The organism is Sphingobacterium faecium (assembly GCF_003054045.1).
Classification (GTDB): domain Bacteria; phylum Bacteroidota; class Bacteroidia; order Sphingobacteriales; family Sphingobacteriaceae; genus Sphingobacterium; species Sphingobacterium faecium.
Window position 1 is genome coordinate 270,765 of record NZ_QBKH01000003.1, and the last position, 23,572, is coordinate 294,336.

Annotated in this window: 12 protein-coding genes; 5 read left to right on the forward strand and 7 right to left on the reverse strand. The window is 34.6% G+C overall.

Going from position 1 to position 23,572, the window contains the following annotated elements; genetic code table 11:
- Nucleotides 1-37: 37 nt before the first annotated feature.
- Nucleotides 38-2,341: a translocation and assembly module lipoprotein TamL gene (tamL, locus tag C8N37_RS09310; protein WP_244914382.1), complete on the reverse strand. Its 2,304-nt coding sequence runs from the start codon at nt 2,339-2,341 to the stop codon at nt 38-40.
- Nucleotides 2,331-7,604 carry a translocation/assembly module TamB gene (locus C8N37_RS09315; RefSeq protein ID WP_108158659.1) on the reverse strand — a complete coding sequence of 1,758 codons (5,274 nt, stop codon included), beginning with the start codon at nt 7,602-7,604 and terminating at the stop codon, nt 2,331-2,333. Before C8N37_RS09315 ends, tamL begins: the two co-directional genes overlap by 11 nt.
- Before the next feature lie 281 nt (nt 7,605-7,885).
- Between C8N37_RS09315 and C8N37_RS09320 the strand changes: the two genes are divergently transcribed.
- Nucleotides 7,886-8,320, forward strand: coding sequence for a Dabb family protein (locus C8N37_RS09320; RefSeq protein WP_108158660.1), 435 nt, complete (start codon nt 7,886-7,888; stop codon nt 8,318-8,320).
- A 41-nt stretch (nt 8,321-8,361) separates the two neighbouring features.
- Here the strand turns inward: C8N37_RS09320 and C8N37_RS09325 are convergent, their stop codons facing one another.
- The 4 genes from C8N37_RS09325 to C8N37_RS09340 all read right to left on the reverse strand — a co-directional run bounded on the left by C8N37_RS09325 (nt 8,362) and on the right by C8N37_RS09340 (nt 12,761).
- A complete protein-coding gene (locus tag C8N37_RS09325) occupies nt 8,362-8,655 on the reverse strand; it encodes a DUF4342 domain-containing protein (RefSeq protein WP_108158661.1) in 294 nt (97 codons plus the stop codon).
- 68 nt (nt 8,656-8,723) lie between these two features.
- A complete protein-coding gene (locus C8N37_RS09330) occupies nt 8,724-8,918 on the reverse strand; it encodes a YqaE/Pmp3 family membrane protein (RefSeq protein ID WP_108159051.1) in 195 nt (64 codons plus the stop codon).
- A 137-nt stretch (nt 8,919-9,055) separates the two neighbouring features.
- Nucleotides 9,056-9,928: a hypothetical protein gene (locus C8N37_RS09335; protein ID WP_108158662.1), complete on the reverse strand. Its 873-nt coding sequence runs from the start codon at nt 9,926-9,928 to the stop codon at nt 9,056-9,058.
- A gap of 217 nt (nt 9,929-10,145) precedes the next feature.
- On the reverse strand, nt 10,146-12,761 hold the full coding sequence (locus C8N37_RS09340; RefSeq protein WP_108158663.1) for a valine--tRNA ligase: 2,616 nt from the start codon (nt 12,759-12,761) through the stop codon (nt 10,146-10,148).
- 338 nt (nt 12,762-13,099) lie between these two features.
- On the opposite strand from C8N37_RS09340, the gene C8N37_RS09345 reads away from it, so the two are divergent.
- The 3 genes from C8N37_RS09345 (at nt 13,100) to mnmE (ending at nt 18,693) form a co-directional block, all read left to right on the forward strand.
- Entirely contained in the window at nt 13,100-14,980 is a 1,881-nt protein-coding gene (locus C8N37_RS09345; RefSeq protein ID WP_108158664.1) for an LTA synthase family protein, read from the forward strand.
- A gap of 9 nt (nt 14,981-14,989) precedes the next feature.
- Nucleotides 14,990-16,921 (forward strand): LTA synthase family protein, encoded by a 1,932-nt coding sequence (locus C8N37_RS09350; protein ID WP_108158665.1) that lies wholly within the window; start codon nt 14,990-14,992, stop codon nt 16,919-16,921.
- A 395-nt stretch (nt 16,922-17,316) separates the two neighbouring features.
- Nucleotides 17,317-18,693: a tRNA uridine-5-carboxymethylaminomethyl(34) synthesis GTPase MnmE gene (gene mnmE / locus C8N37_RS09355; protein ID WP_108158666.1), complete on the forward strand. Its 1,377-nt coding sequence runs from the start codon at nt 17,317-17,319 to the stop codon at nt 18,691-18,693.
- 255 nt (nt 18,694-18,948) lie between these two features.
- On the opposite strand, the gene C8N37_RS09360 is transcribed toward mnmE, so the two are convergent.
- On the reverse strand, nt 18,949-21,591 hold the full coding sequence (locus C8N37_RS09360; RefSeq protein ID WP_108158667.1) for an alpha-L-rhamnosidase: 2,643 nt from the start codon (nt 21,589-21,591) through the stop codon (nt 18,949-18,951).
- A 568-nt stretch (nt 21,592-22,159) separates the two neighbouring features.
- On the opposite strand from C8N37_RS09360, the gene C8N37_RS09365 reads away from it, so the two are divergent.
- Complete coding sequence (locus C8N37_RS09365) at nt 22,160-23,443, forward strand: Gfo/Idh/MocA family protein (RefSeq protein ID WP_108159052.1); 1,284 nt, start codon at nt 22,160-22,162, stop codon at nt 23,441-23,443.
- Nucleotides 23,444-23,572 lie beyond the last annotated feature (129 nt).

Sequence of the window (23,572 nt, forward strand, 5' to 3'; positions counted from 1 at the left end):
CTAAATAAAAGGGAGAAACTTTCGTTCTCCCTTTTATTTAGAATGGATAGCCGATAGCTAAATTAAACATCAAATTGTTTTTTCGCCATTGGCTACTTCCCAAATCGATATCTTTAAATACCCAACGATCTCCTTTTTCTAAGTAGGGGATACGGAATGGAATTGAAAAATCTGTTCTTAAAATTAAAAAAGTAAAGTCAAATCTTAAACCTAGTCCACCGCCAACAGCCAATTCTGTTAGGAAATCTTTACTAAACTTTGCTCCAGGTTTTTCATCATCCGTATTTTGCAACCACACATTACCCGCGTCAATAAACGCTGCCCAGTGTACAAATCCTGCAAGTTTAGCACGATATTCAGTATTGAGCTCCAATTTGATATCACCGGTTTGATCCGCATAAAATTTGTCCGTACCAATATTCTGAGGTTTCAAAGTTCCAGGACCGATTGCACGTGCTGCAAATGCTCGGATACTATTAGGACCACCCACATAATATTGTTTTAAATAGGGGAGTGCACGTGAGTTTCCATAGGAATAACTTAAACCCACACTAACGCGAGAAGCCAATTGAGAATTCTCACTCAATTTGAGATAGTGTCTACCATCACCACTTACTTTAATATATTGAGAAAAGTAAGCGTTAAATAGTTTAAAAGTCTTGCCTTCATTATAGTTCGCACCCTTAAGAAGTCCCAAAACATTGCCCGATAAATCTAAATTTCCTTTAAAATAAAAAGTGTTTTTTAGAGTTTTATTCATCGTATTTGACAAGGTGAAATTGTAGTTTGGACCTATGGTGAATTGCGGCTCAATAGCATGTCTTAGCGTAGGCACAGTATCCAGTTGAGCTTTATATTCATCAGACACACGACTAGGTTGTACATAAGTGATTTCTAATAATCCTAGATCATGTTGTTTTTCTTGTGATTCTTGCCAAATATAACCGTAGTCGAGTTTGAGAGAACGTAAAGTATAAGCTTTGGTTCTATTCAAGAATTCAAACCCTGTTTTAATATATGTTTTTGGTATGTACCTACGACTCGGATCTATTTTAAAAGGTGACAGAATACGGGGTAGTGTCAAGGTAAGATCAGCTCCATAGCGATAATAGCTTGAATTTAAGCTAACACTTCCCCCCGTCTGCGTTTCGTAACCACCAAATACATTGAGACTAAGTAATTCAGCTCCTTTAAATGCATTGTGCAGTTGCCAGTTTACATTAAGCTCCGTACCATTATAGACGGATGCCATTTTACCTAAAAGCTCCACCCGAATTGATTTTTTAGGAAGAGGAGTAAGGTAGTAGTAAACATCTAATCCATTTTTAATATCCTTACTATCTACAAAATTGTTTTTAACAAATTTGAAACTGTTTAAATTGACAAGATGACTAATCGTCTTGTTATGTGCATCACGGTTATAAAGATCCCCTTTTTTGAAGAAAATATGATTGGCAAGAACGGGTTTTCTGAAGGTGTTTTGCCTATCTATAAAATAATACGAACTATCAAATAGTTCGGCATTACGAGGGGTACGCTGATAACCTGTTCCGGCATCTGTATAATTTGGATAGATGTATATATTATTGATTTTAGATGGCACTTTAGCAATCTCTGGTGTTTCAGGTTTAAGGGTTACATACAAATTTACTTTATTGTTTCCAATGGTGCTATCCACTTGTACCAATAAATAATCAGGGCTAAAATAATAATAACCAATCTTTTTGAGTTCATTGTCTATTCGGTCGCGTTCATTTAATATATCATCGAGATCATAATGTTTACCCACTATTAAGAGTGATTTTTCACGTGATTGCAATATATCTTGACCAAGCTGGGTGGCGCTATCCACGTCAAATTTGACTGATTTTATTCGGTAGATTAAATTGGTTGTAGCAATATAGTGAATAGTCGCTTCTTTATCTTTAATGGTTGTATCAGATTTAACCTCAGCATTAAAAAAACCGATATTTTCTAGTCGATTCCGAAGTAAGTTCTCATTGTATTCTCGGTTAACATCACTTAACAGAACAGGCTCTTCCCCCATTTTTTTCAATTGCTTCTTTATGAAATTTCTTCCAACTGAATCACCAGCCATATTATTGAAAGCTAGTTTATAACGCCATCCAAATAATGATTTATTTGGTTTTGGCATAAGCACTTGTTCCAAATGTGTCGCTAATATCTTTTTTTGTTCTTTAGGAATCGTATCTGACTCAATGTCAACATGACCGTCAACGTATAAGGATTGACCTTCTTTTAAATTTTTAGTTGTTGAACAAGAAGCAATGAAAAGCCCCAATAATAAAACGAAAGCTATAAATTGATTACTATTTTTCATTCTTCTCCCTTTCTTCATTTCTAATCACTTTTTCTCCTATTGTATCTACTTTCTGATTTGTCGAATCAGTTTTATTATTTGAATCTGTCTTTTGTATTTTTGGTTTTTGATTATCATAGCGTTCCTTGTATTTTTTAGGATCGTTACGCATTATGCTATCACGTATCACATACCTGACGCTATCACGATAAACCGAATCTGTTTCCATTCGCTCTACATCAAAACGTTTTCTAAAACTTTTGCTGCCAGAATTATATTCGTTTAGCTTTTTAGAATTCATCCAAATTTCTTTAAATTTATTGTAGCTCATATTGATGATAAATCCAATACCCGTTTCTACATATTGTCCCTGAAGAGTTACTTGATACTGATTTTTACGGTACACACGTGCAAAATAGCGTCCATCTGGTGACAATTGATAATCTAGACTGATATCGCCAGCGATATTAGCAGCCTGTTCCCCAGGTCTTGAATTACCTTCAACCTCAAAATTAGAACCAATCGTTATCTTTAAACGATCATTGAATAACATTTTTGAAACCCCAATATTTAAATCAGTACGCGTCTCTCCAACTCCAGTCGTAAAATCTTGTTCCGATTGTAAGTCAAAATCTAATTCAACTCCTTTAATAAGGTCAGATGCCAAGCGATTTAATTGCGAAGTGAGTAACGAACTTACGCTATTTCGTGCCATCGATTCAACGCCACCACCACCGGATAAGCTTTCAAATGGGTTGGAAGCCATAAATCGGCCTAAAACGATCAAAGAGAAAACTTGTTTATTGATTTCTGAGGGATCTGTACGAAGCTGCGAAAGGGCATTGTTAACCTTACTTACAACATCTTGAGAGGCGATTGCATTATTTTCATCCAAGTCAATATCAAATCCCAATTTAGGTTCAAAAAGTTGTTCTGTTATCAATAGATTCACATTAAAAGGAACACGTTGTTTGTAAAGATTGGAGTTCTCTGCACCCAGTTGAGTTTGTACAAGTTCTAGCGTAGGAGCTTTTACTTTATATACTGCAGTAATATCCAATCGTGCGTCTAATGGATCGCCTGCCCAAGTAATTGTGCTGCCTTCTTTAAATAAGAATTCACGTTTTACAGGTCCAAATGAGAAGGAATAGCTTCCTTTTTCTACGGTATAAGTACCTGACATGGTAATTTTATTACTCGCATCGATTCCGGCATTTAATTCAGCCTCACCTTGAATATTCAACGCGTCTTGAGAACCTTCATCCAAGATGACTTTAAATTTAGCATTTTTATCTGTTTGTAAATTTAAAGTAACATCTATCCCTGTAAGTTTAGTTGTCGTTAGTGAATCTAATTTAGCAAAAACATTAGTCCTTGTTGTATCGCTTTTATCCACAAATTCTACTACACCTTTTCTTTCCACCATTCCAGGCTCATCATTTGGCATAATGAAGACAAAATCAGTTTTATCTTGAACCTTGATATTTCCATCAACAACAGGCTTATCAAGCGTGCCTCGTATTCGTAAATCTGAAGAAACGTACATCTTACCGAAAAATAGATCATTATCTTGTCGAGTAGAGTTCACAACCTCAAAATTATCTGTTTTAAGATTTAAATTAAAATCATAATCTATGTAGTTTTGAGTCAAAATAGTACCATTCATATCGCCACTATTTCCTTTTTTATCTTTAATGTTGAAGTCGGATAATGTAATGCCTCTATTATTAAAGGTAATTTTTTCATTATCAATGAAAAATGCTGCATTCAGCATAGACACATTAAATTCTGCCTTATTGAAATTTAAATCACCATTGATTACAGGCTTATCAGTCGTTCCTGATATTTTTAATTGTCCCTCAACATCTCCCTTAGATTCTTTTAAATAACCAAAGCTAAATGCCTGGATGGTTTTCATCTTTAATGGGGCGATGTTTAGAATAGCATCAAATGTTGCCACCCCTTTTGGAGGACTTATAAATTCACCGATTAAACTTACGTTATTACCATTTTCAGTAATACTCACATTTGCTGCATAAGTATTTTCTTTTTCATTATTGACTTTAATGTTGACATTACCAATGGTATCTGTCCCTAAGTAAAACTTGTCAATTCCGATATCAGATACAAAAACAGGATTGCTTTCCAGACGCGAAATGGTTGCTTGTCCATTAATACCACCTCCTAAATTCATATCATCTGCAGCGATCATTTTACTTAAGGTTTCAATTCTGAAATTTTTGAAAACGAGGTCGATAGGAGAGTTTAAGACACTATCTTGTGATTTAATTTCTAATAATTGTCCGTTGTTTTCAAGAATGAAGTTATGTGCCTGAATACCTGCATTTCCAAACGAAATAACATTCGTGCTATCGACATTCCATTTTTCATAATTTAGCATTAATCCGTTTTCGAGTAAGCTAAAGAGAAAGTTTCCACGGTCGACTTTCATATTAGCACCTAAATGATATTGTTCTTTATCTTGTTTATCTTTAATCCATAGGCCAAAATCAAGATTATTTTTAATGACCTTACCGCTAAAAACAGTATTGATCAATTCAATGTTACTTACTTTAATTTTATTGATAAGAGCTGAATAGTACATCGTACTATCAACAGTTGTGAGATCAAGAGATACACTATTGATATCCGTACCTGCATAAACAATTTTTGGAGCGTTGAGTTTAGCTTGAATCAATTTACTCTTACTGTTAAACATACCATCCAACGTAATGTCTTTCATCTCAGTAAGATCAGGTAAAAATTCTTTGATAAATTTGGTTCTGGTCAACTGCGCTGAAAATTCGAATTGCTGATCCTCATATTTTGGAAGGACAACTGGTGCCCCGGGTTGGTAATATACATATACAATATCCTGGATAGCAGTACCCAATTCCATCAATTTATATTTACCAACTAAATGGGCGTTCAAAAATGCCGATTTTAACATTAAAAGATTAGAGCTACTATCTGATCTAGCAATTAGTGAAATACTATCAACACTATAACGGTCGTTATTATAAGCAATAGACGAATTAATGACATGTGCTTCCCCATTCAAATAATTTGGATCTGCAGTTTCAAAATGTCCAACCAATTTACCATGATAGCGAAAGTCATCCTCCATCAATTTTAAATTTTGCAGATTGACACTATCCACCATCAATTCAAAATTAACTTTTGGATACTTTTGACTCATATCAGCATCAGCATTTAAATTAAATTTGATATTAGGATCAACACTGCTGACATTCGCTTCAATATCACCTGCATTGGCACTCATGTTCATGTCTATATCATGGTAACGGTATCCAAGTGCCTCCAGTTGAATCAGTTTGCCATCTACGTTAGCTATTGCTTTCTTAGGATCAAGTCCGTGACCTTTTACATTGGCTTCAAAAGATAAAATACCTAATACAGAATCCTGTTTTAGGATCTTGCCAATATCAAAGTCCTTAATGGATACAAAAGCATCATATGTTGTATCACGCTTTGACATATCAAATTTACCATTCACTTTGGCAGTTCCTTTTTCTGTAACCAGTGCCAAGTTGGTATTGAATGATTGCATTCCACCCTTAAATGTTCCCGTTAGCCCAATAGCATTTGGAAGTTCAAGGTTTTTGGGGAACAGGGATTTAGCAACGAGCTGTTCAATATCAGATCGTCCAGTAGTGAATTTTTTGAGCGTAAGGTCGATGGACATCTTGTCAACATCAGGAAGTCCCTTGATTCTGGCGCTGGCAATTACTTTTGTATTCGATAATGTACTGAAGTCCAGGTGGGGGATATTGAGGTCATTCAATTTCCCAATTACTTTTCCGTCGATGTTGAATTTTTTATTCATTAACGGATGCATGATCTCCATCGTATCCAAGAAAGGTGCGAAATAATAAATATCGCGCATATCAACGTGACTCTTTTTTATATTGGCATTGACAGTTAGTAGTTCCGGTTTTTCCGATATGGCTTCCAAAGATGGATAGGATATCTTAATATAATCTTGTAATAATGTTTTAGCTGTTGCTGCATATAGATTTTTGATTTCAGCACCCGTATTGGTATAGATGAAATCACCTTTTAAGCTTTTAATTTCGAAACCAGAATGATCTTTTGCTGTTAGAGACTTTAACGATCCACTGATAGAGTCTGCACTGTAGAACAAGTCCGTCATCGCTGTATTGATCGCGGGGATTTTAATATTGAAATAATCAAATCCCTTCATGCGAGCCTGATTGTCATCTTTATACCAAACGTTGGTATTGTTGATGTTGATATCAGAAACAGAAACAACCCAATTTACTTTACTAGGAGTTGATGCTGTAGTGTTACTTTCAGTTTTAGGTAGAGTTGCTTTTGCTATTTTATCAAAAAAAACTTGTGAATCAGATCCTTCTAAACTTATTTTTTTTATATCAACAACTTCTTTATTAAGATCGATACTATTGATATCAGCATATAGTTTTTGAATAGAAAATTTTGTTCTCAGTTTGGATGATTTATCCTCATAGTGAACATTTATATTTCTCAGGTCTGCGATGTTGATACCAATATCAGGTAAAAGAGAAGTAGCAATAGTAGTGGGATCTGTAATTCCAAAATCTTCAACACTAGGACCGTCGCCTTCGTCTGTAGGATTCCATTGTGTTATGATAGCACCCAAACCATCAATATTAATTTTTGGCATATCAAATGCCATATTTTTTGTTAGGTCAAATTTCTTGATCCGCGTATCAAAATGTTTTAAATAGACATCGGCATTTGTACCGATAACATCATCTGCATAAACAACGTGAAAACGGTCAAATATGACTTTATCCATATTGAATACCATTGCCGAAGTAGTGTCGGTTTTGGCTTTAGTAGTTTCGGGACTGGCAAATGCCTTAATTATATAATCAAAATTGAAACTGCTATCGGGCATGGACCTACGAATTTTTGCTGTTATACCCGTAGCTTCCAATTGTTGAATCTCGACTGTACTTTTAAGCAATTTTATCATATTGATATCTACCTTTATTGCTTCTCCCGCAACTAGGGTGTCCTTGGATTGATCTTCAAGATAGATATTCTCTAAAACAAGTTTTTTAGGAAATTCTATATTAACACGTCCAATGCGGACGGGTGTTCCTATTTTTCCCTCCACATAAGTCGTTACTTTTCCTGCAATATAAGTTTGCACAGAAGGAAGTCGAATTAAAAAAATAACGAGAAGTATGAGTCCAATTACAGATCCAATGATCCATAATAGGGTCTTTAATGCGATACGGCTAAATTTATTCAAAATATATTCTAGTCTTTTGTAAACCCCTAATTTAATATTATAACGTAAAACAGGTAATTATGTTTATACTTTGCTCATTATTTTATAAACTTTTTAAGGTTGAATGATATGTTAATATAACCCCATTTAATTGTATATTGGAGGTTAATTTTTCAATCTTAGCGATGTTAATCAAAAATAATGCCTTAATTCCACAAAAATAGCATACTATTATCTAGGTTTTGGCAAGATTGATAATTTATTTTTTTCTGTGTATATTCGTTAAAATCAACATTAAACAAATGGAAAGAAAAAAATTTTTAAGTTCATTGGCGCTAGCAGGCGTTGGGGGTACTATATTCACTTCATGCTTAAATTCTGAAGACAAATCACAAATGAAAAATACACACGCAGGCTTTTCTCCAGGATTTATTTTTCATAGTGTTTATTTTTGGCTAAAAGATGGAATCAATAAAGAAGAAGAAAAGGATTTTTTAAATTTTTTTGAAATTTTAAAGAAAGTGCCAGGAATAGAATCTTGTCATATCGGGAAACCAGCAGCGACAAATCCACGACCAGTTGTAGATAATACATTTTCATACCATATTATGTTGACATTTGCCAATATAGAAGCAATAACGAAATATGAGACCCACCCGGATCATCTGGCAGGTATTGATCAGTATAGTAAGTATTGGAAGAAAGTAGAAGTAAAAGATACCCTACTAGGCGAGTAGAGAGTTAACTAATATAGTGAGAACCATAAGTTCTCACTATATTAGTTAACCTCAATATGTTGAGAAGTATCAGGATTGTCTTGATCATTCTCATCTTTATCCTTCCTTTCGACCGTTATTTTACACTCGGTCAGTAGTGCAGCCATAGCTCCAACTGCCGCAAATATGGGGGCAAATATAAGCCCTATAGCACCCACTGTAACAGGAAAACTCATTATTTCTTTCCCTGATTTATCAGAAATACTAATCTTAGTTACGTTTCCATCAGCAATGAGTTCTTTAATCTTCTTTAATAGATTTTCACCAGTAATCGAAAATGTTTCTTTAATACTCATAATGTTTTGATTTTTAATTGATAACTTTTAAATATAACCATTTTTCATCAGTAATTATAGAGAAAATTTTAAAAGCGGTGTTCGCGCTTAAATTCATTAAATCTGGATTTATTTTTACCATCTACCCTTGATGCTACCGCCCATATTGCTGCGGGCAACCAACCGATAAGCGTACACTGCAAAATCAAACATAAAATTCCAGAAAAAATTTTCCCTCTTAAAAAAAAGGACAACCAAGGTAATAATACAGCTATTAAAATCATATCTTTTATTTTTAAAACTTGTTCAAATATAAATTCTATTTTACTGGACATTAGCTTGTTTTAGGTAAGACTATTGAAAATATCGGCGAATAGATGCTATTAAAAGGTAAAAGAAGTGTGCGATCATAGGGCTTGATTTACTTCAATTCAATCAGCTCGCTTAAAATATAACCATCCCACCTATACTTAATCTGACTTTTAGTTTCTTTATAATTAGGTTCATCCAAATTGTCATCGGTATTCTCAGCCTCTACTATTTTTTTATAAATCATCGTCGGATCACCTTTATGTTCTGAAGGAAATAATATGGTTTCTTCACGATAAAATACTCCTGCGTCAGAAATGGTCATTTTACTTGGAAAATGAATGAGTTCTTGACCATTCCATGCAAAATAGTAATATTGGGTAGCTATTCCACATGCTTCACCTAAAAAAGCTGAACGATGAATATTTTTAATGTTTTTTAATCCCATTGCTCCTAAGATCTTAGTATCGGTACCAGTTTGATCGTTTACTTCTGCTTGATATGAAGCGCGCGCAATGACTTTTTTTTCTCGATCAAAGACTTTGATTTCAGCATCATAGTAAGATGCTGAATTTTCTGTAGATGGTCTAAATTTTTTGAAACCATATAGAAACTGTTCCCCATCTTGATTATGTACACTATTAAGAGCTAACAAACCTAGCCAAATGAAACCTTCTTTTTTAACATTATCTTTTACATAGCTTATTTTATGCCATGGAGCATAAAATCCTCTTATGGTACTACCATTGTATCCGTCGCTTTTAATAATAACCATTTTACCTTCTTGAAGAGAATCTACTAGTTTAGATTTTGTATCTGCATTTTCTCGAATATAAGCCATTTCAGCAAATACATAAGTTGTGTCACCTTTTTGAAGATTCCATAAGTTATACTCTTCGTTCAAAGCATAAGCAGCAGGTTGCTCCTGTGCATGAATCAATAAAATGGTCAAGGAGAATATCAATAGCGTGATTGTTTTTTTCATTTTTTTAGTGACTTATTTTTAAAACTTCATTTAGCGTGTAAACTCCAATTTTGGTTACAAATCTTAGTCCAAAAATAGTTACGGTTTTGACTATTTATTTTTCCATGATAATTTTTGTTAACCACTAAGATTGTTATTGCAATTGGTCGACAGTGCATAAAAAATGCCCCAAAAAGTGTATAGCTTTTTGGGGCAAATTATATTTTTAATAAATGAATTAGGATAAACTTGCCAAGCTTTCTGCTAATATTTTCATCTTGGATTCAGCATCAGCTTTTTTATTTTGTTCATTTTGAATAATTTCAGGTTTCGCATTTTGAACGAACCTTTCATTCGATAACTTCTTGTCTACAGAAAACAAGAAGCCTTTTAAATAGTCAATTTCTTTTGTTATCCTTTCGCGTTCAGCGTCCACATCTATGTTTTCTTCAAGAGCGACATAACATTCTTCTTTACCTGCCAAGAAACTAACTGCTCCAGCGACTTTCTCTTGAACAAAAGTTAATTGCTCAATATTGGCCAATTTGATGATGCTTTCTTGATAATTCGTAAAGTCAATCTCTGTTGCATTGATGGCTAGAGGCAAGGCAATCTTAGGAGAGATTTGTTTGGTATTGCGGATATTCCGAACTTCAGATATGATCTGTTGTACAAAAGTGAATTCTTTAATAATTTTTTGATCGATATTACCTCCCTTTGGATATTCAGCAACGATAATACAATCTTTCACATCGCGTTCTCCGAATAATTCATCATGCCATAATTCTTCAGATAAGAAAGGCATAAATGGATGTACCAATGTCAGTATACGTTTGAAAAATCCTTTTACGACTTCAAAAGTTTCCATCTCAATAGGAGCTTGATATGCTGGTTTTACCAATTCTAAGTACCAGGCACAGAAATCATCCCATACCAATTTATAAGTTGACATTAAGGCATCCGATAAGCGGTAATGGTTAAAATGATCTTCTATCTCTATTAATGTAGCATTAAATTTACTTTCAAACCATTTTGCAGCAGTTTTCTGAGCTTCATTTGCAGGAGTATTTGCGGTCTCCCATCCTTTAACTAAGCGAAATGCATTCCAGATTTTATTCGCAAAATTACGACCTTGTTCACAATACGACACATCAAACATTAAGTCATTTCCAGCAGGAGAAGATAGCAACATACCTACACGTACTCCATCTGTTCCGTATTGTGCCATTAATTCGATAGGATCAGGAGAGTTACCCAACGATTTAGACATTTTACGTCCTAGTTTATCACGAACGATACCAGTTAAATATACATTTTTGAAAGGAGCTTTACCAGTATATTCATGTCCCATAATCATCATACGTGCTACCCAGAAAAATAGAATTTCAGGAGCTGTAACCAGATCATTGGTAGGATAGTAATAATTAAATTCTTCATTTTCAGGATTGCGAACGCCATCAAAAACCGACATTGGCCATAAACCAGATGAAAACCAAGTATCAAGAACATCTTCTTCCTGACGGATATTTGATGAAACTTTTCCTTGTGATTCAAATTCTGTAATAGCTTCAGATTCAGTTTTGGCAACCACCCATTCATTTTTCTCATTATACCAAGCTGGTATACGTTGTCCCCACCATAATTGGCGGGAAATACACCAATCTTTGACATTTTCCATCCAATGTTTATAGCTGGATGTAAATTTATCAGGAATTAGATTAACCTCTCCACTGACAACATAATCAAGTGCTGGTTGTGCCAATTTATCCATTTTGCACCACCATTGCATCGATAGCTTTGGTTCAATTGCAGCATCCGTACGTTCGGAGAAACCTACTTGAGACTTGTAATCTTCGATTTTTTCGATTTGGTCCACTTCTTCTAAAAGTTTTGCAATCTTTTTACGAGCGATAAAACGGTCTTCACCTACTAATATTTGAGCATGAGCATTTAATGTTCCATCATCGTTTAATAAATCGATAATCTCTAAATTATGCTTTTGACCTAAAGCATAATCATTTAAATCGTGAGCAGGAGTTACTTTAAGGCAACCCGTTCCAAACTCTATGTCCACATATTCATCTTCTATGATTGGAATTTCCCGATTTATTAAAGGGATGATTACCGTTTTACCTTTTAGATGTGTATAGCGTTCATCACTAGGATTGATACAGATGGCAGCATCTGCCATGATCGTCTCCGGACGAGTCGTTGCAATGATGATGAATTCATTCGAATCCTTTATATTATAGCGGATGTAATATAATTTTTGATTCACTTCCCGACGGATTACCTCCTCATCAGATAAAGCTGTTTTTCCTTGAGGATCCCAGTTTACCATACGGACACCACGGTAGATATAACCTTCTTTATAGAATTTAATAAAGGTATCGATAACCGATTCGGAAAGATCAGCATCCATGGTGAATTTCGTGCGCTCCCAATCACAAGAAGCACCTAATTTTTCCAATTGTTTTAGTATAATACCACCGTATTTTTCTTTCCACTCCCATGCATGCTTAAGAAAATCTTCGCGAGATAATGATTTTTTATCAATTCCTTGTTCTTTTAACATAGCTACAACTTTAGCTTCAGTAGCAATCGATGCATGGTCGGTACCAGGGACCCAACATGCATTTTTACCTTGCATACGTGCGCGACGAATCAATACATCTTGAATAGTATTGTTCAGCATATGTCCCATGTGCAATACGCCAGTGACGTTTGGAGGAGGCATTACGATAGTATACGGTTCACGCTCATCGGGTGTAGAACGGAAAAATCCATTCTCCATCCAATAGCTGTACCATTTGTCTTCAGCTTCTTTAGGATTGTAAGTTTTTGCTATACTCATGATAATTTTTTTTCAAAATCGTTTGCAAATTTAACGATTTTAGTTGTTTTATTGAAGTTTAATATTGCTATTTCAAAAAATGGTGTTTGGACTGTTTTTCAAGATTTCTGGGAAGAGTAAATTAGGTGAATTGGAGGTATTATCGTACGATTTCGTATTGGCTGTTGAATAGAGGTTTAACTTATTGATAACTTGGTTTTTATTTTATAATCTAATCTTAAAGCATCATGTTATGAAATTATTGATGATATCGTAATATTTTTATAACATAATCTTCACAATCCAATCAATTATTATTGAAATAGCGTACATTTGCGTGTTTTAATTAAATACTAAAAATGAACAAAATTGCCAGTGAGTTGAAGGCCTTGACTCAGTATTTTTTATTTTGGCTTATCATATGCTTTATTGATCGATTACTTTTTATAAGTGCTTTTTATGATAAAATTGGATCCAAGCACTTTTTTGATGTTTTTAAAATCTATTATCATGGTCTTAGTTTAGATTTTTCAGCAGTAGCATACATCTGTGTTATTCCTTTTGTTATTTATTGTATCTTATCTTTTATACCACATAAACGCTTTAAAAGGAAGGTTTTAGATATTTATACCATTAGTTTATTGGTCATTTACTTTGTTGTATCTTTTATTAATATCAACATTTACAGAGAGTGGGGAGACAAGATTTCAAAGCGGGCCATTGACGCCTTTTTGGCATCGCCTTCTGGAGCTGTAGCTTCTGCTGAATCGACACCTGTTTTTTTTCCTGTTTTTGGCATGATCATAGGTATTGTAGTAGGCTATTTTTTATATAGATGGATGTTCAAAAAAGTTCATTTTTATAATATTATATTGCCACGTCAGAATACGATCAAATTAATTTTGGGAGCCCTTTTATTATTTACCTTCATAAGAGGTGGATATGGAAGAGCTACTCTAAACCCTAGTAAAGCTTATTTCTCTGAACAAAGTTTCTATAATCATGCAGCTGTAAATACACAATGGGCATTATTACGTGATTATTTCTCTAAAAGTACCCGTTTAAAGAGTCCTTATCATTTTTATGATGATGAGTCACAGGTACATGCTGTATTAAAACCAGCATTCCTATCAAATCCAGATTCATCTGTTTCCATATTAACCACAAAGCGACCAAATATTGTTGTCATTATGTTGGAAAGTTTTGTGGGTGGTTTGATTGAATCCATGGGTGGAGAAAAAGGAATCACCCCTAATTTCGAAAAGCTCATTAATCAGGGTGTATTTTTTGATCATGTTTATGCCGCTGCAGATCGATCAGATAAAGGTATGATTGGTATCTTTAGTGCTTTTCCTGCCCAAGGACCGGAAAGTATTATTAAGTATATCGATAAACATGAAAACTTACCCGCAGTTGGTCAAGAACTTAGCACCGCAGGTTATCATGGATCATTTTATCACGGTGGGCAAAGTGAATTTTATAATTTTAAGTCATACATGCTCACGCATGGCGTTTCGAAAGTTGTTGATAATGCTAACTTTGGAGTAGATGCGGCAAGAGCATCATGGGGAGTTTATGATCATGTTGTTTTCAATCGAATGTTGCATGATTTTGATACTGAAAAAACACCCTTTTTCTCCACTATTTTTACATTAATCAATCACGAGCCCTTTAACTTACCGGATGGTTATAAATTCGGAACTAAAACCAATGCTGATAAATTTAGAAGTACAGCTTTTTATACAGATTCTGTCGTGTATGACTTTATCAATCAAGCAAAAAGTAAAAGCTGGTACAAAAATACGTTATTTGTTGTCGTTGCAGATCATGGACATCGACTTCCTGCTGAAAAATGGGAGTTGTCAAATCCGCATCGCTTTCATATTCCACTTTTATTTTTTGGCGACGTTATTAAACCTGAGTTTAGAGGTAAGAAAATTGAACAAATTGGTAACCAGACTGATATAGTGTCTACTTTATTGCATCAATTAAACCTTCCTTCGGAAAGATACCATTGGAGTCGAGATTTATTAAATCCTACAACACCGCAAATTGCATTTTACAATTCAAAAGATGCTTTTGGTGTGATTACACCAAAACAGGTTGTCAGTTTCGATAATGTAGGAAAAATCATCAATTATAAACAACATAGTGATTATTCCCAATCGAAAACAGATAGTTTGCTGAATATCGGAAAAGCTTATTATCAGGAAGTGTACAAAGAGTTTTTAAAATATTAGTCAGAAAATATGATAAAGTTGAAAGGTTCATTTGCACCATATTTGGGTTTGTTGATTCGATTCCTGATGTTGCTGTTGATTTACGCTTTTTTAAGATTTGGATTTTATTGGTTTAATTATTCGTTATTTCCGAATATCAGTGCTGATCAATTGTTATACATGTTTTGGGGAGGAGTCAAATTTGATATTGTAGCATTATTATATTTAAATGTGCTGTATTTATTGATGCAGATTATACCAGCTCCATTTAAATATAGTACAGTTTATCAAAATATCGCGAAAAAGATTTTTATCATCACCAATTCAATAGGCATTGCCTTAAACTTAGTTGATTTCGCATATTATCCTTTTACTTTGAAGAGAACTACTGGTACAGTATTCGATCAGTTTTCACATGAACAAAATCTAGGATCTTTAGCTCTTGATTTTTGTCTGGACTATTGGTACCTGATCGTGCTACTTGTCGTATTGATTTATATCTTAGTAAAGATCTATGATCTAGTATATATAGTTAGACCGCTATCCTTTAAGTGGGCTGCATATGGTATTCAATCCGCTTGTTTTTTACTTGCTATTTTTCTATTTATAGGTGGAGTTCGCGGTGGATGGGCACATAGTACTAGACCCATTACATTGAGTAATGCAGGGGACTATGTAACAAATCCTGAAGAGATGAATATTGTGCTGAATACACCTTTCAGCTTAATGAAAACATTGAAAGCTGTTAATCTGAAACCAATTCATACTTATACTGATCAAGAATTAACAGCCCAATATAATCCGATTCATTACCCACAAGGTAAAGCATCATTTAGAAAGATGAATGTGGTCTTTTTAATTTTAGAAAGCTTTGCGAAAGAACATTTTGGAGAACTAAATAAAGATATTCAAGGCGGTAAGTATAAGGGATATACACCATTTTTAGATTCATTGATACGTGAAGGTTATACATTTGAACATACCTATGCAAATGGACGTAAATCAATTGATGCACTCCCTTCTGTTATAACAGGCATTCCTTCGATAGGAGAACCCTTTGTACTTTCGGTATATTCAGGTAATAAAACGACCAGTATTGCTAAATTATTGGGGGATGAAGGCTATGAGACAGCATTCTTTCATGGAGCTCCAAATGGTAGTATGGGATTTTCAGCTTATATGAAATTAGCAGGTATCCAACATTACTATGGTAAAAATGAATATAATAATGATGCAGATTTTGATGGTATATGGGGCATTTGGGATGAACCTTTTATGCAATATATGGCAAAGGAAATCAATACCTTTAAGCAACCATTTTTTGCCAGTTTCTTTTCACTATCTTCGCATCATCCTTTTAAAGTTCCAGCAAAGTATGAAGGAGTTTTTCCAAAAGGACCCTTACCTGTTCAGGAACCAATTGGATATACGGATAATGCCTTACGTCAATTTTTTAAAACAGCAGCTACCATGCCTTGGTACAGAAATACCCTGTTTGTCATCTGTGCCGATCATGCAACTGTAAGTGCTTTGCCAGAATATCAAACAGCTGCCAATAGCTTTGCTATTCCTATTATCCTATATACTCCAGGAGGGGAATTAAAAGGCAGAAGTGATAAGTTAGCACAGCAAATTGATATTATGCCAACCGTTTTGAATTATTTACATTACGATAAACCTTATTTTGCTTTTGGGTTTGATGCATTGAACCCTACAAAAGAAAATTTTGTAGTGAATAATAATGCAGGAATTTATAATTTTTACTACAAAGATTATCTGTTGATTAATGATGGGAGGAAAAATCTATCATTACATAATCTTAAAGAAGATCGTTTCATGAAACAAGATTTATTAAAACAACCACCACTTGTTCTAGATACGATGCAAACCAAGTTCAAAGCTTTTGAACAACAGTATAACAATAGGATGATTGAAAATAAACTTATTTACGAAATTAAATAATCGATCATAAGTCCTTAAAATATAAAAGCATCTCCGTGCCAGAGATGCTTTTATATTTTAAGGACTAGTTATCAGTGTTGGGTTGTTTGATTTGGGGTTAGTATAATCAAATATTAACGTCTATATCTATTTTGAATTCACGAGTTATTCAAATAGCGAATCTCTATTTACCCTAATGAGCTTATAGAATGACTATAATTTGAAACTTATTCTCATAGTGATTCATCAGGTTTTAATACAGAACTTTAGAAAAAGTGTAAATTATAGACATAGACTTATATCATTTTAGAACCTCAAAAGAGCTATTTGATATCTATTCACTATTCATGATCACAAATGTATCAATTTGTAATCATTAGCCCATGAACTACAGCAGTAATCCTTATCTTTGCAACATGTCTGAACACCCTATTTTGGAACAAGAAACAATTGTGGCATTAGCCACAGCAAGTGGTAATGGTGCTATTGCAGTAATTCGTCTTTCAGGAAAAGATGCTATTGTGATTACCAATCAGGTATTTAGAGGAAAAGATTTATTGAAACAACCCTCACATACCCTTCATTTTGGTACGATACGTGACGGTCAGGAGATCATTGATGAAGTGTTGGTTTCACTATTTGTTGGCCCCAATTCCTATACTAAAGAAAATGTGGTAGAAATTTCTACACATAATTCAAAGTATATTATTGAAAGAGTCATGAGCTTACTGATTAAAAAGGGAGCTCGCGCTGCTAAAGCTGGAGAGTTTACACTTCGTGCTTTTTTGAATGGTGGGATGGACCTTTCTCAAGCAGAAGCTGTTGCAGATTTGATTGCATCAAACTCTGCAGCTTCTCATCAGATTGCGATGCAGCAGATGCGGGGAGGTTTCTCTAATCAATTGAAAAAGTTACGGGACGACTTGATCCATTTCGCATCCTTAATCGAATTGGAATTAGATTTTTCTGAAGAAGATGTTGAATTTGCAAACCGTGATCAATTGAAAAGTTTGATAAAAGAGATTAATCAAGTGGTGAGCAAATTGATTTCGTCATTTGAACAAGGAAACGTACTGAAGAATGGAGTACCAGTAGTAATTGCGGGTAAGCCTAATGTGGGTAAATCGACTTTATTGAATGCTTTATTAAATGAAGAGCGCGCCATTGTATCCGATATTGCTGGTACCACAAGAGATACGATTGAAGATGAAATAAATATCAAAGGGATTACATTTCGATTTATTGATACAGCTGGTATTCGCGAAACAATAGATGTGATCGAAGCCAAAGGCGTTGAGCGCACGCGCGAGAAAATGAAGCAGGCACGTTTGATCATCTATCTATTTGATCCGACCCAAGATCAAGTGCAAGATATTCAAAATCAGATCACCGAAGTTTCGGTATTAAATATCCCGTTTGTTACGATAATTAATAAAGCAGATTTGCTTACACAAGAACAAAAACTACACTATGAGCTCCTTAAACCGTTGTATATATCTGCAAAAGAGCAAATAGGTGTGGAAGAACTTAAAGATGAGCTATTGGCACAAGTAAATCTGGCCAATTTAAATACGGATGACGTTTTAGTGACCAACATTCGACATGTAGAAGCCCTGCAACATACACGTTCATCCTTAGAACGTGTGCTTTATGGTATTGATAATCCTGTAACATCTGACTTTTTAGCCATGGATATCCGTCAATCTTTATATCACTTAGGAGAAATTACAGGATCGGTATCAACAGATGATTTACTTGATAATATATTTTCAAAATTTTGTATCGGGAAGTAATTTTAGAGTTCAATAAGAAAACTTATTATTATTCAGTATACCTGTTCTTTGATGAAAGTTTATCGAAGTAATGGAGTATCTTTCCAAGAATAGATCAAGATACAAAAAAGGCCGTTTAAGATTAATCTTAAACGGCCTTTTTTGTATAAAATTAGTAATAAAAAGGTTCTTTTGATCATGCAATTTACATATTCAATGATATGAATTTACCCCATACTTCTTGGACCTGATCATCCAATTTGAACAAGTTATAATTTATATTAGCTTAAAGATAAGTTGATGTTTACCTGAACCCAGTTGTATAGTTGCTTGGTCTTTTATATTCGTTGGAGGATAAAATGTAGCTGTAGCATTAGCCGGTATCACAACATCATAGGTTATGGTCTTCTTGTTTTTTTTCCACTTGGAGACAATTGTACCATAGGCTGATCGGTGCGTCACTTCAGATTGATCGAGTGTACGCGGGAATATCGGCTTTAATAAAATATGTTTAAATCCCGGTTGATCAGTGTCAGGTAAAATACCTCCCAGAGACTTAAAGAACCAGCTACCTATTTCACCAAACATCATATGGTTATCCGAGATATCTCTTTCAGATGCCAGGTCCCAATTTTCCAACAATGTAGTAGCTCCATTCACAACCCACCAGCCCCATGAAGGGTAAGTGTCTTGTACAGCAACTTGATATGCAGTTTCTTCATAACCATTGTTTTTTAAAGCATTTAATAGAGCTTTTGCTCCCAAAACACCAACATCCAGATGGAAATTTGTTTCTTCAACTTTCTTGTTCAGATTGAACGCAACCTTAGACCTCATGTCTTCAGGGACTACGTCCCAATGCAACGGCATACTTAATTCTGTTTGCGTTCCGCTTGCATAAATTCCAGTTGATACATCTAAAAATTTATTATTGATGGCACTTTTGATTTTTTTACTTAAAGCATTATATTTCACATAATCATCCTGTTTGCCAAATAGCTTTGCTGCAGATGCCAATATGGTCGCATCAACGTAGAAATAGATAGAAGAGGTAAGCTCAAGATTGGATGTTGATTTAACAGGTACCCAATCTCCTCTACCAAAAGTAGTTAGTCCCTCTGGACTAATGCGCGACACGTAGTTAACATAGCGTTTTATATTTTCATAACAATCCTCCAAAAGCCTACTATCTCCGTAAAATAGATATATTTGCCATGGGATAATGGCGATTGTACTGGTCCAGTCCAACCCATTTGCCGTGCCATATCCCCATCCTCCTGTGGGAATAATATCGGGCAGTACCCCATTTGGTTGTTGTTCATCACGATGATCAGCTAACCACTTTTCATAAACTGTAATGCCATCAAAATTGTATAAAGCAGTTTCAATAGCGAGATGTCCATCGCCTGTCCAACCATTTTTTTCTCTTTGTGGACAATCTGTTGGATACCCCATTAAATTAGAAAGATAAGCGTTATTGGTTACTTTCCAAAGGTCATTGACCAGTTTCGAAGATGTTTTGACTTCCCCAAGTGCATCAACATCACTATGCATGAAATAAGAAGTAATTTTTAAATCTTGAAGCGAAATAGGTTCCGTACTATTTATCTCAACATAGCGAAATCCTTTATAATTAAATTTAGGAATAAATTCATCCTCTTTTTTACCACTTAATGTGAAGATATCCGTTTGGAAGGGATCTATAGACTTATCTCCGCGAAAATAAACATCGATATTAGATAAATTAATTCGGCCATGATCATCCAGACGTTCCCCATGTTTTATTTTCAGTACTGTTCCAGCAGCTCCCTTTGCTTTCACTTCCGTTACACCTGCCATATTTTGCCCCATGTCAAAGACATAAGTTTTATCATCTATTTTTTTGATGGAAATTGGTGAATAGGGGGTGATCAATCGAATTGGTACCGTTTGTTGCGAAATAATAAGTTCTGCAGGAGCACTCCGATATTTCACACCTTTCCATTTTGAGTCATTAAAATGAGCTTTATTCCAATCTTCTTGTTCTAATCTTGCATCATAGTGCTCGCCAGTATAAATACTATTATAAGTAATTGGTCCAGAAGAAGTCTTCCAATCTTGTTCAGATACAACCGTTTCTTCGGTACCATCTGTGTAGACAATACGCAAATCCATACAAAATGCAGGACGATTTCTCCACGGTGCTTTATCGAAATCCCATACTGCGAGAGATTGGTGATTGTACCAACCATTTCCCAGAATAACTCCAATAGCATTTTTACCCGATTGCAATTGTTTTGTAACATCATGTACAACGTATAGTGTGCGTTTGTCGAAACGCGTATACATCGGATCAAGCCAATTTTTACCCACCTTTTCTCCATTTAAAGACAGCTCATATAATCCTGCCGCCGCAATATATGCTCGTGCAGATTGAATTGTTTTTTTTATTTCAAATGCCTTTCTGAAATAAGGTGCTTGTTTGTGATGAATATCATGATGATCGCTTATCCATGAACCTTTCCAATTCGATCGTCCCATCATCCCTGTTTCAAAAGTTGAAATTTCCGAAGAACTTGGTTTTCCGTTTTTGTCCCATACATTGACCTTCCAATAATACTTCGTTAATGGATCTAGCCTTTTACCCTTATATGAAACAATAATGTCAGATTTAGACTGCTTACCTGTATCCCAGTGCTCACCTATATTATTACTAACAGCAATTGAATCTGTACCGACTAAGAGCTGGTATGCTGTCTGCATAGCGCCTTGTCGTGTATCTTTAAGCATCCATGTCAATCTGGGATTCGGGATATCTACACCCATAGGATTGTTTAAATGTTCGCATTTGAGACTGATTGGTTCACAAATGCTTACATTCTCTTGGGCATAAAGATGAGTATGTATGGCTAGGAATGTAATAAATAAGGCTATCTTCATTCTAAATTATTTGTTATCCTCTCTTACGCAATATACAATCAAGTCATAGCGTATTTGAGGTGGTTATTTTGGTTTATATCTATCGTAAAATTACAATTTTCCTCATGTATTCACTAATGCTAATGCGTTTTAGTAATTTAAATAAATCCTTTCTGCAAATTTTAATAATTGTCATGCTGTGACCCTGAAATTATAAAACCCGATAAATCGAGTTTAAGAGACGTTAGTTTTGTAACTTATTTAATATATTAAGAACACATACATCGAATAATAGGTCTCTTTGTTTTCTTTAAAAAGAGCACTCACTATCAATAAAATCAAGATTTATGAGGTCATGATGATGTTGTTTAATTATCATGATCTATGTTTTTATGAAATAGGCTAATCTTCAGCAGTTTGAGTCAAGCATTATTTTTTCTATATTAGAAATTATAAACTAAACAAAAACCTGAAATCAGCTGATTTTTAATTAAGGATACCATGAACTGGAAAGTTATAAGCTTTTCAATTAATGATAAATTTATAGCATTTTCATGTGCCTTTTAAAAATTAGCTATTCTATATGATCATGAATAGACAAAAATTTCTTAAAGCGTCAACATTATTAGCTGCATCTGCATTCTTATTTCAAGGAACTCATGGACTTGCCGAAACAAAAAAAATCCGTGTTGCTGTGATCGGTGTGAATGGAATGGGGTGGTCTAATTTAATGGCAATATTGAAAAATAAAAATGTGATTTGTACAGCACTGTGTGATGTCGATGAAAACGTGCTTAATCAGCGTGTTGCTGAATTGGATAAACGTAATATAAAGGTTCAATCTTACATTGATTACAGGGACTTATTAAAAGATAAAAATGTGGATGCAGTTATTATTGCGACACCCGATCATTGGCATTGCTTGATGATGGTAGATGCTGTAAAAGCAGGTAAACATGTTTATATAGAAAAACCAATAGGCAATTCAGTCAAAGAATGTGAGGTCATGGTGACTGCTGCTCAAAAACACAATGCAATTGTTCAGGTAGGGCAGTGGCAACGCAGCCAACAGCATTTTGAAGATGCAATGAAATTTTTACATGGTGGTAGTCTAGGTAAAGTGCGGATGGTTAAAGTTTGGGCATACCTAGGTTGGAAGAAAGATGTTCCAATTTTACCAGATACTGCAATTCCATCTGGAGTACACTATGACCGATGGCTAGGTCCCGCTCCTAAAAGACCATTTAATCGGAATCGATTTCATTTTAATTTTCGTTGGTTTTGGGATTATGCAGGTGGCTTGATGACAGATTGGGGAGTACATATGTTAGATTTTGCACTCATCGGGATGAATGTTTCTGATCCACGTTCAATAATGGCAGCAGGAGGTAAATTTGCCTACCCTGATGATGTAGAGGAGACTCCAGATACCTTGACTACTTTATATGAATTCGATGGTTTTAACGTGCAGTGGGAGCATGCTATTGGAATTGACCAGGGCCCCTATAACAAAGGACATGGAGTCGCTTTTATAGGTAACAACGGAACTTTAGTGCTCAATAGACAAGGTTGGGAAGTATTGCCAGAAGGTAATCGAATGGAAGCAGTTCCACTACAAAAAGCAAAAGACGATGGATTGGAAAGACATATGAACAATTTTGTGGAAGCGATCTTTACACAAAACAGAACTATACTCAAAGCACCAATTGAAGCTGGTGCCCATATTGCCATTTTATCACAAATGGGAAATATTGCTTATAGAACAGGTAAAAAGTTGTATTGGAATAAAGAGAAACAACAATTTTCAGATAAAGAGGCCAATAGATATTTAGCTGCAGCTTACCATAACGGCTATACATACCCTAAAATTTAGATTTAGTAATCTTAAGGTATGCTTATTTAAACTAAACCTATAGCGGAAAACCGTCATTATTAAAAAGTTTAATGACATAAATAAAAATCATATAGATCAAAAATATTAAAATATAGACCTATAAAGGAC

Excerpts from the sequence above, each read along its gene's own strand:
- tamL (WP_244914382.1), bottom strand. The coding sequence starts at position 2,341 with ATGAAAAATAGTAATCAATTTATAGCTTTCGTTTTATTATTGGGGCTT.
- C8N37_RS09320 (WP_108158660.1), top strand. The coding sequence starts at position 7,886 with ATGGAAAGAAAAAAATTTTTAAGTTCATTGGCGCTAGCAGGCGTTGGG.
- C8N37_RS09325 (WP_108158661.1), bottom strand. The coding sequence starts at position 8,655 with ATGAGTATTAAAGAAACATTTTCGATTACTGGTGAAAATCTATTAAAG.
- C8N37_RS09330 (WP_108159051.1), bottom strand. The coding sequence starts at position 8,918 with ATGATTTTAATAGCTGTATTATTACCTTGGTTGTCCTTTTTTTTAAGA.
- C8N37_RS09335 (WP_108158662.1), bottom strand. The coding sequence starts at position 9,928 with ATGAAAAAAACAATCACGCTATTGATATTCTCCTTGACCATTTTATTG.
- C8N37_RS09340 (WP_108158663.1), bottom strand. The coding sequence starts at position 12,761 with ATGAGTATAGCAAAAACTTACAATCCTAAAGAAGCTGAAGACAAATGG.
- C8N37_RS09345 (WP_108158664.1), top strand. The coding sequence starts at position 13,100 with ATGAACAAAATTGCCAGTGAGTTGAAGGCCTTGACTCAGTATTTTTTA.
- C8N37_RS09350 (WP_108158665.1), top strand. The coding sequence starts at position 14,990 with ATGATAAAGTTGAAAGGTTCATTTGCACCATATTTGGGTTTGTTGATT.
- mnmE (WP_108158666.1), top strand. The coding sequence starts at position 17,317 with ATGTCTGAACACCCTATTTTGGAACAAGAAACAATTGTGGCATTAGCC.
- C8N37_RS09360 (WP_108158667.1), bottom strand. The coding sequence starts at position 21,591 with ATGAAGATAGCCTTATTTATTACATTCCTAGCCATACATACTCATCTT.
- C8N37_RS09365 (WP_108159052.1), top strand. The coding sequence starts at position 22,160 with ATGAATAGACAAAAATTTCTTAAAGCGTCAACATTATTAGCTGCATCT.